This window comes from Bacteroides sp. AM16-13 (assembly GCF_003602705.1).
GTDB classification, from domain to species: Bacteria; Bacteroidota; Bacteroidia; order Bacteroidales; family Bacteroidaceae; genus Bacteroides; species Bacteroides xylanisolvens.
In genome coordinates, this window is record NZ_QTLK01000024.1 from 71,482 (window position 1) to 86,755 (window position 15,274).

Below are 15,274 nucleotides of genomic sequence, written 5' to 3' on the forward strand. Positions count from 1 at the left end.
GAAGTGGTTCATTCTATTCGTAATTATAACTAATATCAACAATCTTCCCGATAGGCTGATTGGGATCTTCGTAAACACAAATGCTGTTTTCTCCACGGGATACATCTCCAGCCACTGTCAGCTGTAATTCTACAACTAAACCCTTGTCAGCAGTATTGACACCCAATCCGAGAGACATACCGAGTTCTTCATCTTCAGCATCCTTAAACTTCAGACACGTGATTTGTGCTGACGGGTCTGCTTCATATTGATAAAGTTCTGTCACCTGACTACGATTCAAGTCTATTCGATATAACTTGTTAGCGGAAGCTACAAACAGAAGATCTGCCGTATAAGCATAAGAAGCAGCAAACTTTGCAGTTTCCACATTTATATCCGACGGTAAAGAAACAGTATATAAACCTGCACAAGTAGGAGTATTATTGCTAAACTTAAATACCGTCAAATCTTTCCCGCTCTGAGTAGAAGCAATGGCATAAGCATTATTACCACCACTTCCTCCTGTGACAATCGTTCTCACTTGTAAAGAAGGATCAATGTTATTCGGATCAAAGGCACTTCCATCTCCATCATTAAAATCAATTGCAGAAGCTTGTATCGGATATTTATCATCCCATATAGTACCCCTCTCGCGAATAGCTTTAGCATTATTAGAAGGATTGAGATAATCACCATAACTAGACAAAGCATTACGCCTCAAGAAAGAATGTGTAGAAGAATCAAAAAAAAGCAATTTTTTTCCATAAGAACCATAAACAGAAACAGAAGGATAATCACCAGTAGCGTTATTCTTAATAGAATAAGGTACGCAACAACCATCCATATAAGCGAAATAAGACTTACCGTCATTCACAAACAATTCGCCATGTTTATCCATTTTATAAGTATCAATTTTTATTGCTTTGCCTTGTTGAACCGGCTCAAATAATATCCTATCCGCCTGAAATTTCATTATTAACGAACTCGGAGTAAATAAAGCCACATCCTTATCTGTCACTAACGTAAGAACAGGAACAGTTTTTAATCCTATAATCATAGCAGATATCTGATCAATCGGACCGTATTTGCGTCGGGTAGTCACAGCTAATGGCTTTCCATCTAAAGGAAACGTATTTCCTGTTTCCGACAGAAATACATCCGGATATACATAATACCCTTCCGATGTTCCTTCAATAGCTCCAAGCACTCCCTTATTTTCTTTCTCCTGAAGGACAAACCAACAAGGATTAAATGGCTTGATTATTGTCACCTGTCCTTGCTGATACCACATAGTTCCATTCTTTTCATCCGAAACAACCAACATCAAACCTATATTATCCGATTCATTAGGCTCAACAGTTATCTTACATTCTTTTCCTACAGAATAATCCGTATAATCAGACAAGCGGTCCGAACCCAATGTGGCATTCGGATTGAGACGCTTCCACTGAAATACAAGATTTTCTTCATTCTGTTCCAATGTCTGAGAAATCTGCGGCATGATTGAAACTTCCACCGCTTCTTCCTTCGGCATACGCAACTTGGTTTCAGGTATTACAATTCCCATCATATTCACATCATGATAATCGTAATCTCCCTTGTCATCGTAACAACCTGTTTGCAATAAAGCCGCTCCGATAAAACTTGCTATATAGATGATATATTTCCTCATAACGTTTTTTCTTTAATCTTATTCATAAACAATTTCATCACCGTCTTCACCTAAAATAGGAGGATTTCCTGCTTCTCTATATTCCTTGTAAGCTTGTTTGACTTTGTCATAATCCTCCTCTTCCAGTTCCTCATACACACACCCACATACATCCATAATGAACATATATTTCTCGTCACTATAGCTGCCATATTTATATCCGCTCCAACAACCCCATTCATCCGTTTTCAACTCCCATCTGACATTTAAAGGTATTTGATGTTGCTCAACCAGCCCTTTGTCAAACTGATGTAGAGGATTGTTCAAATCAAACTCCAGAAAACAGCCATAGACTTTTCTACCTGCCTCTACTGCCGGACGTTTAATTTTATAATAGAATACTTGGCAAACCGTATCCAATTCAGTGTATGTATACTTGCTTTCCAACAATACATCTACCGACTTCTGATAATCACTATTCGGACTAACTTTCACACAGAAATCACGGTTCTCTTTCAAAAGATCCCCCTGTATTTTCACCGTAAAACTGTCTATGGCATAAGGATCATCTTTTTTCACATAGTCTGTATCAACCAACGTGCGGATATGTAGACTTCCATAGAAATTGATACGTGATGTCTGATTGTATAATTCTATCTCGCTTTCACTGCATCCCGCATAGATGCCGCAAACAAGAATAGCTAAAACAAAATATATAATACGTTTCATAATGCTTCATCATTTAGAGTTGTTTCCAAAAATATACTCATCATCCGGCAATGTCATCTGATAATGGGCTTCAGTCATTGTTTCTATCCCACAACCGTAATAAGTGCTGTAATTATGCGCTTTCAAAAAATAGAAAAGTTGTCCTTCTGCAAAATATTCTTTTCTATATTCTTTCATTATTTCATTGATACGTTTAGTCTGGTTTTTGTCTTCTTCCGAAGTAGTATCAAGATCATCATATCCGGTAGTCGGTATCTCATCACTGTAAGAAATACCCCGAGCAAAACGTACGGTGTTCAGTGCATCAGCACTTTCCGACGCAGAAGATGCACACTCTGCTACAATATAGTACATTTCAGGCAAACGTATCAACGGAACGGCATTAGCACCGGAATAAGTATATCCGCTATTCAAAGGTTTCTGGTTATATTTTCTACAGAAAACATTTGCCTGGTTTCCTCCGTCAACAACTTCAAACATTTCTGCAATTCTTCTCCAATCGGTATTCCCCGCACTGGCTGTTTCATAGAAAGCATTAAATTTATCTCCATCCAAGTAGAAATGTTGCTGAGTATTGGTATTCTCCATATCCATATAGTTTCCAATAAGCAGATTGGAGAATTCATTGACTGTTATTCCGAATATTTGCTCTGCGTAACGTATGGAATTGTAATTGGAAGCTGTCTGCGATTTGTACAACGTAAAATATTTAGAGGCAGCAATCACTTGTTTAGCATACTCCACAGCCAATCTTTTGCTTTCCGCATCCCCTTTATAACAATATACACGGGCCAGCATAGCTTTCACCGCATATAGATTCATACGAAATTCACGATTGACAAGAAAAGGATTTACCTCTGTAGCATCTTCACCCATCTGATCGGTAAAGAAGTCAAGAGGGTCACTCTCTTCCAGTAATTTTTCAGCAGCATTCAAATCTTTGAGAATGGCATCAACCACTTCGCTGGCCGATAAAACAGGCGTGGCGTCCTTATCAAAAGCTGTACGGTAGGGTATAGCTTTGGATGCAGGATGTTCCTTGTAAATAGGACCGAACATGCGCAACAAATCAAAATGGAGAAAAGCACGAAGCCCGAGCGCCTCTCCCTTCATGGTTTCATAATAGCGTTCGGTCACCAAAACATCTTTATTTTTGTCTACGTACTCCAGGAAGTTGTTAATATTAGCGATGACGTTATACATTGCCGAGTAAATCCCGTTTTTCTTACTCAAAAACATGTTCTCATAATCAAATACGATACTTTGATTGAAAACAGCGTTTGTATTATATCCCGGATAATCGGAGTATAATCCTGCCAACTCATCCAAATATGCATAGGTCAAGTCTCCGGCATACAATGTCTTGGTGCCCAACTTCAAATAAATACCTGTAAGAGCATCTTTAAATCCGGATTCCGACTCAAATTGCTTGTCGGTAGGAATAGAAGTCTTCGGAGATACATCCAACCAGTCGCTGCAAGACATAAGTCCCAGCACGGTTGTCGTTAATAATATATATATTATCTGTTTCATACAAATAGGTTTTTAATTAGAAAGCAACATTCAAAGCAAATGTAAACTGACGGGAATATGGATAGTATAAACCTCTTTCGCGTTTCACTGTAGACCAATAGAAAAAGTCTTCCATATTAAACGTCACTTTGGCGGAGCTCAATCCCCAATGGCTGATAAATTTTGTATTAGTACGATCCATGCGATAGTAGACAGACAACGAGCTTCCCTGAAATATATTTTCATCCATGATAAACCGGGATGTAGCTTTCGTTTCCCAACCGCTCGGATTAAGAGCACGGAATTGTGCCTTGTCACCCGGTTTCTCCCAACGTAACTGGCTCACACGTTGGTCTACATTATATTTCAGATTGGCATTTTCCACCTTGTCAATCAAAGTCTGGTTATACACCTGACCGCCAAACTGGTATCTGAAACTAACATCCGCTCCCCAACCTTTGTATGTAAAGGAAGAATTAATATATCCTTGCCATGTAGGTTCCGTATTGCCGATAGGTACTACATCATTCGCACTCCAGTTAACGGCACTGGTCATTTCTCCGTTACGCTTTAATAATATTTCATCTCCGGAAGCGGGATCAATACCTAATGAACGTACTACCCAAATGCGGGAAAGAGATTCGCCTTCTTCATAACGTGGCAATGGTGTATCTTTCAGATTTGACGCATTCAGGTCATTCCTGTATTTCATTGCTTCCGATATCTCCAGCAATTTGTCTGTATTGCGAGAACCATTCACCGTAATGGTCCAATAAGCCTGCTTGGCAGTATTCTTATAAGGAATAGCCGAAAGAGAGATTTCCCAACCTTTATTCTCTATCTTACCCAGGTTTTCCGGATAACTGCCGAAGCCAAGAGAAGGAGCAAGGCTTATCGAAGTAACCATATTATCTGTTATTTTCCGGTAATACTCCACACGTGCAGTAAGACGCTGGTCAAAGAAACCGAGTTCCAAAGCAAGGTTAGTGCTTTTCGTTGTCTGCCATTTTAAACTCTCATTATGCATAGCCAAGATTTCCGAACCTGTTGCATCAGATGAGTAATAAGGAAGCAGCAAATTAGAGTATGTATAATAACCATGTGCCTGATAAGGATCAAAACCTTGCGAACCGGTCGTACCGTATGTACCCCTCAAAATGAAATCGGAAATAAAAGATACATCTTTCATGAAGTTCTCTTTTTTCAAATCCCAGCGCAATCCTGTTGACCAGAAAGGAGCCCAACGGTTATTTTTTCCAAACTGTGAAGAACCGTCCAAACGTATATTAAAGTCGAACGAATACTTATATTTATAAGAATAACCTCCGGCAGCCACCCAACCGATAGAGCGTGTTGTCCTCTCATCGCCCGTCACTTTCTCGTTATATTTCTTACCAAACAACAAGTTATCCATATTATCATTCGGGAAACCGGTCACATAGTTTCCATAAGTCTCCGAATTATTCTCCAATACACTCATGCGTGCATTAGCAGTCAGATAATGGTCTTTCAATTGCTTGTTCCAGCTTCCTGTCAAATCGATTCCCCAACTGACAGCTTCACTCTGGCTTCTGCGGTAATCACCTCTTAAGGTAGGATCGGTCACATTATCAAAAAGCGTATGTTGTGCAGGACGGAAAATATCACGATGTCCTACACTTTTGGACAAATTAAAAGCTCCTTCAAACCGTAATTCATTAGTAGGATTATATTCTACCCTGAAAAGTTCACGTACTGTGAAGTTCTTACTCTGATCTTTGCTGTTGAATGTCGTATTGTACATCGGATTCAGGTAGCTCGACTCACCACCCACTCCTTCAAAATTATCAAGCCGTTTTTGTATTTCTCCGTTCTCTCCATACGGACGCAGATAAGGATTCAAGCGGGTATATTCACTAAAACTTCCCCACGGAGACTCATTAGCCACCGAATTATCCAACGTAATGCTATTCTTTAACAACACCTTTTTCAGACGATACTGAAAATCAAGTGAACCGGTCAGTACATCACGTTTGCTGTCTTTCATCACACCCGGAGAACTATTATATCCGACATACATCCGATAGCGTAAGGCTTCATCACCACCTTCCAGCGTAACTGTATGTCGTTGTTGGAAAGCTGTTTGCAAAGGCTTGTCCAGCCAATAAGTATTTACTCCTGCCAGCACTTCACGCAATTTAGATTGATAGAGCTGCCATTTTTCAACTGTTTCGCCGCCGTATGTATAAAGTCCGCTTTGCAACTCTGCATCTATCTTCTCTCTTGCATTCATCAAGTTATACCCGGTCATATCCGGAGCTTCAATACGAAGTTCCCCACCATAAGTCACCCAAATCCGTCCCGGTTTGGGAGTCTTGCTTTCGATAACAATTACTCCATTTGCCGCACGCGAACCATAAATAGCCGTAGCTGCCGCATCTTTCAACACAACGATGGAAGCAACACGGTCGGGATCCATATCAGCAAGTGTCTGTATACTGATTTCAAATCCGTCCATGATAAGCAGCGGTTGATTGGCATAGGTCTCATATTCGCCCTGAACTGCCAGCACATCATTACTGGCAGAATTTAAATCTACCGTAGCCTGTGCATTCAAATCCATATTTGCACCGCCACGCATACGCATATCAGGCAGATTATTCGGATTAGACCCCATATTGATATTATCCATGATACGAAGCCCGGGAGCGACAGCAGCTATCGCTTTAGCCACATTATTCGTACTATACTTTTTCAGCTCTTCACCCTTGATAGTAACAGCAGAACCAGTGAATCCCTCTTTCTTTCTATTAAACATACCTGTCACCACCACTTCATCGAGTGTTTTTGTATCAGACTTCATCACTACCGACATATAGGATGAAGGATTCAAGAACTGAGTCTCCAAACCTACATACGATATTCTAACCCGACTATCTTTCGAAACATTAGAAAGCTGAAAATTACCATTATTGTCCGTGATAGCCCTAATATTATTGGTATCTTCTACGATAATAGTGGCACCGATAACAGGAAGTCCGTCTTCCTCGGAAAAAACTTTTCCTTTTACTTGTGAAAAAAACTTTTTAGAATCCTCTTTTGTGATATTGATGAATTGTCCGTCAATGTGGTATTTCAACGGATTTTTCCCGATAATCACTTTCAATGCTTCATCGACTGTAGCTTTTTCTACTTTTCCGGTAGAAGTATAAGAACTGATTTCATCGTAGATAAAAAGAACTTTATATCCCGATACTTTTTCAAAACGTTTAAAAATAGAGGGTAATCCTTCATTTTTAAACTCCATTGTTATTTGCTTTTCCTTACCTGTTTGCGCTTCAACACGCCATGAATAGGCAAAAAGGAAAAACAAGAACAAGACAATGAACTTTTGTGCTTGATTCTTTTTCATAAGCCCGAATAGTTAAATAATATTTCATTCTTTTAATTATATACGAAGTTTAAAAAAGAATGGTTACCCTTAAAAGAATTTATTTTTCAGAAATATATATTTCTATTCAGATTTATGACTTTTTGCTCGTTTTTTATTCAATAATTAGTTTTCCTGTTTCAAAATGAGCATGTATCCTCTCCATTCGATTCAATAATTCAATCAAGTGAAAGATGTCTTGGTGACGATTTGCAAAGAAATGCATACGAAGATCCATAATTTTGCTATTGCGGAACTCAATATCTATATTATACCAACGCCCTATTTCTTTCATCATGTCAACCAGGGCAACATCGTCAAAATAGAAAAATCCTTCCTTCCAATATAAAAATGATTCAATGTCCACCTCGTTCACAGCAAACGTTCCGTCAGAAGAAAGCTGTGCACTTTGTCCCGGCATCATTTCAACACTATGAATTCCACAAGTATCGCTAACAGCCACTTTTCCTGTAATGAGCGTAACACGGACATCAATAGGAGAGTAGCTACGCACATTAAATTCCGTTCCTAATACGCGAACCTGTAGATTTCCACTTTTCACAATAAAAGGATGTTTTGCATCTTTAGTAACTTTAAAATAAGCTTCACCTTCCAAAGAGACGACTCTTTCTTTTCCTTTAAAAACCGTAGGGTAAGCCAGACGACTATCCGAATTCAAGAAAACTTCAGTCCCATCAGATAAAACGACTTTGAATGTCTCTCCCCTAGGAATACTTAATCTATGTATCTGTACTTTCTGCTTTCCTACTTCCTTGGTTTCTGTCTGAAGAAGAGCACGACTATAATCTATTTCTTTAGAAGACAACTGTGCAGTAGAGGAAGACGAAAGAGATTCTACCACTTCTTTTAGTGGTTTTATTTCCTTCTCATCATTCACTTGTAAAGTGACCTGTTGGGCAACATGATTGGCTTGAAACACTTTAATGATTTCCGGTTGCGACGAAATCATCATTGCACGCAAAACTAAAATTATGACAACAGTCGCCGCTACACCTGTGGCACTGGCCCACAACAGTATCCGCGTATTTTTTCTTCGATCGTTTTTAGAATGTTTATTATGAAAATCTGCCAATTCATTCCGGACATCAATTGCCAGCATATTTTGTTTTTTCTGCATCTCTATCACAATTTCTGCCAAATCAGAACATGCCTGCAAGCACTCCTCATCTTCTTTCAAATTATGCAATTGATCAGCAGTTATATGAGAACGATTCTCCATAATTTCCAGGAGTTCTTCTTCCGACTTACTTATATTTATATTCTTTTCATCCATAAATAATGTATTCAATATATATATTTACGTTTTAAAGTCTATTCCGGTTACCCTCTTGACCCAATTCTTCGCGAAGAATACGCAAAGCCTTTACTATATTCTTATGAATAGCCGCAACACTTACATTCAATTCTTCGGCCACTTCTTTATATTTCTTATTATGAATATAGCATGCTTCCAATATATGATAATTATAAGGAGTCAACTTTTCCATAGCTTTACGAATACGCAAAACACGAGAATCAGAATGTTGCGAATCGCTTTCTATCATTTTATCAGTTAATTGCGAAGTAAACTCTACATATTCTTCATGGATATTTTGCTTGCGAAGATAGTCAATGCAACGTGTACGAATGATTGTATAAAGATAAGTTTTAGCCGTCGCCTCTTCTATCTTTTCATAATTACGCCACAAATACTCAAAAGCATCACTTACGATATCTCTGCATACCTCAGCGTCATTTATAAAATAATATGCAAAATATACAAACTGTGCATACCATTCATTAAACATTTTGTCAAAAGTAGCCCTGTCATCCATTTAATATCGTATTCTTCTATTATTTTTGGCAGACAAATATACATTAAAACTTAATACGCAGCTGCATTTGTACATCTCCTTTTTTATTTCCACAGATCAAATCATTGCCCGAACCGATCTCATTCCGATCTAAATAGACTGTTTCGCCAAACTTGGTTATGAACAACCAGTGCTTATTCAGTTCATATCTGAGACGGACGCTACAGCGAAATCCACGACCTTGGAAGGACGGTGTGTAGAACGTATAAAGCAATCCGCTTTCCGAAGCATATACGCGCGAATCATAATCCTCTGTAAAAAAGTAACTGCCCTGAACGTCAGCAAACAGCCTGGCCCAAGGCAGTTGGGAGGATATCATTTGTGTAACCTGATATCCTATATTAGCAGCTCTGTCCTGAGAATGAAAATGATTATAATCTAAAGTTGTACGACTGCTTAACACATCTCCTAAAGAATAGTTCAAACGATAACGAAGTTGATGGTGAAAAATAGGAAGTGTTAGTGATCCTTTACTACCTGTCCAATCCCGTTCTTTGCGTTTATAGCGGTACTTCAGATACATGGATAGATAGCTGCGTGGAGTGAAAGTGGCTTGAAGCAATCCGTCTGTTCCGCGAGAGGGTTTATTTACTCTGTATTTTTTCCACGGAAAAGAAAATAAATCGAATGAGGCGAAGAATTTCCAATAGGCAAAAGGAGAAGTCTCCATGCCGATATAATATCCCTGTTCATTTTGTGTCGTACTTCCTTCACCAAAAGAATGGGCAAACATGGCCCAATAGTTATAAGAATAAAACCGGTGTATCAACATGATTTGAGTGTTTTGAACCGGTGAATATTGCAAACGGTTCAAAGAGGCCCAACCTTGTTTTCCGATGGCCGTCTCTCCTTGAAAAGAAAAACGATGCCAGCGGTAAGCATAATCAATCCCCAGATTATAGAAGTTGTTTCCATGAAGATTGTATTTGGAATAGCCTGTTAATTCCGGTTCGTATGGTCGGTTGAAAAGGTAGTAAATACCGGTGATACCCAGTCGAATACGGTTGTGTTGATAACTCACGTTTCCACCTGTTAATTGCATGGTGAATAGGTTCTTTTTATCCGCTTCTTTTTGACTTCGGTGCAGTCCGGTTTTATAGATAGAGGTGATTTCTCCGTCAGTGATTACTCCATCTAATGAACGGTGTGAATAGAAACCGGAAAGATCCCAATCTTTTGCTAAAGAAACAGTGGCAGCTACTCCTCGGAAATAGTTGTATTCGTCGGTAGAAGAATGTTTCTTTATCCCGCTACTACGGCTGTTGAAAGAAGAGGCGTAGATTGTTTTTCCCATCAGATAATCAGTGCTAATCACTAATCCTTGTCCGAAACTAAGCCGATAGTTACCAACAGCTAATGCTTTTAATCGTCCACAATTTTTTAATAACAGATAAAAGGAATAATAATCGTAGCCGTAGCGATTGTGTAAAGCTCCAAAAGGTTCTCCGGCATCTTTTTCAGCAACGACTCCTGCATAGAGTCGGTCACTGTATCGGAAACTGTATTTCACAGAGTTATAAACAGAAGGTCCTAAATAGGTATGTTCATAACCTTTTCGCCTATAAAATGGTATATCAAAGCGAGTTAACAGTTCATTCTTTCCATACTTTGCTGCGCTTTTCAACAGACTTTTCCACCGAAAAGCAGGTTCATTGTTAATAGCTTTTATACAGACAAAAGGTAGTAAATACTGGATTGTTTGCCTATCTATCTCTTCTACCAGTTGAAGTTCATAGATGGTTTTCATCTGTCCGTGTATATAGATGTAGGCCAGCAGATGTTCAATCTGAATATCACTAAGGAAAGGAAACTGTTCGAGTTGTTCACGGGTAGCAACATTCAAATTAACTGGTTCCTGCATACGATTGGAAAGTTCTTCCAATTCATTTTCCCAATTAGGAGTATTAACAGAGTTATCAGTTCCGTTATTAACAGATAAATCTTCAAGAACATCTTCTAAAAGACTTTCGGAAGGGTTTTGAGCACTACAAGCAGGAATTATTAACAGGCTGTTTATAATACTTATCAACCGTAAAAGTTGAATAGTTTTCATCAATAAAATGGTTTATTCTTCCTGCTTTTTAACAGATAAGGCCGCAAAGATACTTTAAATAGGTTAACATCGAAGAGAAATGTCTGAATAATAAAATTTTAATTCTATTTTTGTATCGTGAAAAGAAGGCTTAACATAGTAGTAATGACGCTGTTTGCTATTGTTTGTTGTTCGTTGCGCCTGCAAGCTCAAGATAAACAAAGCATCAATGGATATTTGGTTCCGATGTGTATCTACAATGGAGATACCATTCCATGTGTCCAGTTAAGAACTGTGTATATTTTCCGTCCGTTGAAATTCAAAAATGAAAAGGAACGTCAGGAATATTACCGACTGATTCGCAATGTGAAAAAGGTATATCCTATCTCCAGAGAAATTAACCAGGCCATCATTGAAACTTACGAATATCTTCAGACTTTGCCCAATGAGAAAGCCCGCCAAAAACATATCAAACGGGTTGAAAAAGGATTGAAAGATCAATATACTCCCCGAATGAAAAAACTATCGTTTGCACAGGGGAAACTGTTGATTAAATTAATAGACCGCCAAAGCAATTCTACCAGTTATGAACTGGTAAAAGCATTTATGGGACCTTTCAAAGCGGGATTCTATCAGACTTTTGCTGCATTGTTCGGAGCCAGTTTAAAAAAAGAATATGATCCGCAAGGTGAAGACAAACTAACGGAACGTGTAGTGTTGATGGTGGAGAACGGACAGATCTAAAATCAATCAGCTTATAAGTTTATCAACTTTATAAACTAATTGATCACTACTCAACCATACTAGTTATCATTTCAAGAATTAATAAGCTTCCTGCAAGGTATTAATTTCCGGTTTCTCAGAAGTTAATACTTGAGTTCCCAGCTATTAATACGTATCATATAGGCTGTTAATACCTGACAACTCAAGTATTAACAGCCTGAAAACGAACAATCAACAACTATAATAATAACTACCCAACACCCATAGAATCAACATGGCTCCATATAGTTATAAACAGAACATAGTTATTGATTATAAATGAATTAACTAAGCTATTAACTCGTTATAAACAACTTATTAACCAATCCTGTATTATGACTATTAGTGTAACTTTTTGAACAAATCCCAAATCACAATACCGGTAGTTACGGAAACATTCAACGAATGTTTTGTACCATATTGAGGAATCTCTATACAGCCATCCGAATGGTTAATAACCTCCTGCTGTACCCCTTTCACTTCGTTTCCCATAACGATAGCGTACTTCTTGGTTTTATCCAGCTGGAGTTCATCAAGCATGATGCTTCCTTCCGCCTGTTCTACAGAATAAACGATATACCCTTCGTTTTTGAGGTTATCAACAACATCAACAGCGTTATTAACATACTTCCAGTCGACAGTGAACTCTGCACCCAACGCAGTCTTATGCATTTCAGGGTGCGGTGGGGTAGCTGTTATACCACACAGATAGATACATTCAATACGGAAAGCATCCGAAGTACGGAACACAGAACCTATATTATGCAAACTACGAATATCATCCAGCACTACCACCAGAGGCAGTTTTTCAACCTGTTTAAACTCTTCGGCACTGATACGGTTCAGCTCTGTTATTTTCAGTTTACGCATACGTCTTTTCTTTTATTATGTTCTTGTCCACAAAGGTAATTCTTTTCAGTTAACAAGGTGTTGATAACGGTTTAAAACCTGTCAAAACTATCGGCAAAGATTTTGAAAAATAATTCTTGCATTATTCAAAAGAAGGTATAAGAGGTCTTCGTTATGAACATTCCAAAAAACTAACCCAAAACTTTCTACACAGACATAAACATATTTTTCAGCACTTATCTACCTGTTTATATCCATAAAGTTTTTAACTTTGCACTTTATCAACAGGGAGTTAATAGCAAACTTCCATTTGACGGCATTTAACGATGCTTTCATTGATAATGAAGCAAGTAGGATAGAATATCTTGCCCTTTACATCAGTTCATAACCAACTCATAAAGCAGAAGTATGGACTAATAACTTATCCGGCAAGAAAGATCGTATTTATTTGCTAACATTATTAACAGGCTATCATCACTAACAAAGGATTTTTTTTAAAAGGAAAGAAATAAGAATATTATTATGAATGAACTCATAAAGGCTATTAACGAGCTAAAGAAAGAAAAGAATGCAATCATTCTGGGCCACTACTACCAGAAAGGGGAAATACAAGACATCGCCGATTACGTTGGCGACAGTTTGGCATTGGCTCAATGGGCAGCCAAAACGGAAGCGGACATTATTGTGATGTGTGGCGTTCACTTTATGGGGGAAACGGCAAAGGTGCTTTGTCCGGACAAGAAAGTGTTGGTACCCGACATGGCGGCAGGTTGTTCGTTGGCGGACAGTTGTCCGGCGGATCAGTTTGCACAGTTTGTCAAAGAACACCCGGGATACACCGTTATTTCGTACGTCAACACAACAGCTGCCGTGAAAGCAGTGACAGATGTGGTGGTGACTTCCACCAATGCGAAGCAGATCGTGGAAAGCTTCCCCAAAGATGAGAAAATAATCTTTGGTCCGGATAGGAATTTGGGTAATTATATCAACTCTGTTACGAACAGGAATATGTTGCTTTGGGACGGAGCCTGTCACGTGCATGAACAGTTCTCTGTTGAAAAGATTGTGGAATTGAAAGCGCAGCATCCGGAAGCGTTGGTCTTGGCACATCCCGAATGTAAGAGTACGGTTTTGAAATTGGCTGATGTGGTAGGATCTACAGCTGCTTTGTTGAAGTATGCCGTGAACCATCCGGAAAACACGTATATTGTGGCTACCGAATCGGGTATCTTGCATGAGATGCAGAAGAAGTGTCCGCAGACAACGTTTATCCCTGCTCCTCCGAACGATAGTACGTGCGGATGTAACGAGTGTAGCTTCATGCGGTTGAATACGTTAGAGAAGCTCTATGAGTGTTTGAAGAATGAAGCACCGGAAATTACGGTAGATCCGGAGGTGGCTAAGAAGGCAGTGAAGCCGATTCAGCGGATGTTGGAGATTTCGGCTAAGTTGGGATTATAAAGAAATTTGGTTTCTATTATTGTTCTTGAATGAATAACAGTTAGAAACTGTTTTAAAATAATTCAATTCTTTAAAGATAAAAAAATCCTCCCAGTTTATTAACCGAGAGGATTTTTTATTGTTGATTATTGAATCAATTATTTTTTATTTGGATTCTTCCGAACTTTGAAGCATCTGGAACAACTTATCCAACTTCGGAGCCATGATAATCTCCGTACGGCGATTCTTGCTTCTTCCTTCTATTGTTTCGTTATCATCAACAGGCATATATTCACCGCGGCCGCTAGGCTGAATCTGCAAAGGATTTACATTGTAATTCTTGATGAGGATACGAACTACGGAAGTGGCACGGATCACACTCAAATCCCAGTTATCTTTGAATTGTACAGTATTGATCGGTTTGTTGTCCGTATGTCCTTCGATAAATACGTCGATATCCGTCTGTTTGTTCAATACTTCGGCCAGTTTGCCGAGAGCTTCCTCTCCACGTTTGTCCAGGCGGGCACTTCCTGACTGGAATAATAATTTGTCGGACATCGCTACATATACTTTTCCGTCTTTCTCGCGAACGGTCAGCTCGTCGGTGCTAAAACCAAGTAATGCGTCTTTTACATTACTCAAGAGATTTTGTACCTTATCATTCTGCGCCTTAATCATGTCCTGCAATTCATTGATCGTGCGTTCTCTTTCGTTCAGCTCATTTTTCTTTTGGCTCAACAGCGCATTCAGTTTTTCCTGTTCAGTCATGTTGACATTCAACATACTCTGATACTGGCGGATACTGTTCCCCATCTTGGTCGTATCACGCAAGAGGTTTTTGACTTGTGCCGATAGCTGGTTACCAACTTCGCGGGAGTTATTCAACAACCCTTGCAGACTGTCTTTGCTTGCGATGGCTGCCATCTCTGCAAGCATGAACTTCTTTTTTGTTACACACGAAGTACACAATAGGAGCGTAAGTAAAGTAAATAAAGTAATTTTCTTCATTGTGTTTTATATTTTAAGTGGGTATGTAT

Annotated in this window: 11 protein-coding genes; 2 read left to right on the forward strand and 9 right to left on the reverse strand. The window is 38.8% G+C overall.

Features of this window, described 5'->3' with window-relative positions; all coding sequences use genetic code 11:
- Positions 1-13: 13 nt before the first annotated feature.
- From DW173_RS18170 to DW173_RS18200, 7 genes are all read right to left on the reverse strand, one after another.
- Positions 14-1,651 carry a PKD-like family lipoprotein gene (locus DW173_RS18170; protein WP_120144926.1) on the reverse strand — a complete coding sequence of 546 codons (1,638 nt, stop codon included), beginning with the start codon at positions 1,649-1,651 and terminating at the stop codon, positions 14-16.
- A gap of 18 nt (positions 1,652-1,669) precedes the next feature.
- Positions 1,670-2,359, reverse strand: a complete 690-nt coding sequence (locus DW173_RS18175) for a DUF4843 domain-containing protein (protein ID WP_008023642.1) — start codon at positions 2,357-2,359, stop codon at positions 1,670-1,672.
- A gap of 9 nt (positions 2,360-2,368) precedes the next feature.
- Positions 2,369-3,892, reverse strand: coding sequence for a RagB/SusD family nutrient uptake outer membrane protein (locus DW173_RS18180; protein WP_008023640.1), 1,524 nt, complete (start codon positions 3,890-3,892; stop codon positions 2,369-2,371).
- A gap of 16 nt (positions 3,893-3,908) precedes the next feature.
- Positions 3,909-7,262 (reverse strand): SusC/RagA family TonB-linked outer membrane protein, encoded by a 3,354-nt coding sequence (locus DW173_RS18185; protein WP_120144927.1) that lies wholly within the window; start codon positions 7,260-7,262, stop codon positions 3,909-3,911.
- A 133-nt stretch (positions 7,263-7,395) separates the two neighbouring features.
- Positions 7,396-8,574 carry a FecR family protein gene (locus DW173_RS18190; RefSeq protein ID WP_087322073.1) on the reverse strand — a complete coding sequence of 393 codons (1,179 nt, stop codon included), beginning with the start codon at positions 8,572-8,574 and terminating at the stop codon, positions 7,396-7,398.
- A 31-nt stretch (positions 8,575-8,605) separates the two neighbouring features.
- On the reverse strand, positions 8,606-9,115 hold the full coding sequence (locus tag DW173_RS18195) for a sigma-70 family RNA polymerase sigma factor (protein WP_004316100.1): 510 nt from the start codon (positions 9,113-9,115) through the stop codon (positions 8,606-8,608).
- A 43-nt stretch (positions 9,116-9,158) separates the two neighbouring features.
- Entirely contained in the window at positions 9,159-11,207 is a 2,049-nt protein-coding gene (locus tag DW173_RS18200) for a helix-hairpin-helix domain-containing protein (RefSeq protein ID WP_120144928.1), read from the reverse strand.
- A 144-nt stretch (positions 11,208-11,351) separates the two neighbouring features.
- Between DW173_RS18200 and DW173_RS18205 the strand changes: the two genes are divergently transcribed.
- Positions 11,352-11,930, forward strand: a complete 579-nt coding sequence (locus DW173_RS18205; protein WP_004308443.1) for a DUF4294 domain-containing protein — start codon at positions 11,352-11,354, stop codon at positions 11,928-11,930.
- A gap of 360 nt (positions 11,931-12,290) precedes the next feature.
- Here DW173_RS18205 and DW173_RS18210 read toward each other — a convergent pair whose 3' ends face one another.
- On the reverse strand, positions 12,291-12,818 hold the full coding sequence (locus tag DW173_RS18210; RefSeq protein ID WP_008641423.1) for an RNA methyltransferase: 528 nt from the start codon (positions 12,816-12,818) through the stop codon (positions 12,291-12,293).
- Positions 12,819-13,319: 501 nt separating this feature from the next.
- Here DW173_RS18210 and nadA point away from each other — a divergent pair.
- Complete coding sequence (nadA, locus tag DW173_RS18220; RefSeq protein WP_004298721.1) at positions 13,320-14,258, forward strand: quinolinate synthase NadA; 939 nt, start codon at positions 13,320-13,322, stop codon at positions 14,256-14,258.
- A 144-nt stretch (positions 14,259-14,402) separates the two neighbouring features.
- Here nadA and DW173_RS18225 read toward each other — a convergent pair whose 3' ends face one another.
- Positions 14,403-15,245, reverse strand: coding sequence for a flagellar motor protein MotB (locus DW173_RS18225; RefSeq protein ID WP_120144929.1), 843 nt, complete (start codon positions 15,243-15,245; stop codon positions 14,403-14,405).
- Positions 15,246-15,274: the final 29 nt, after the last annotated feature.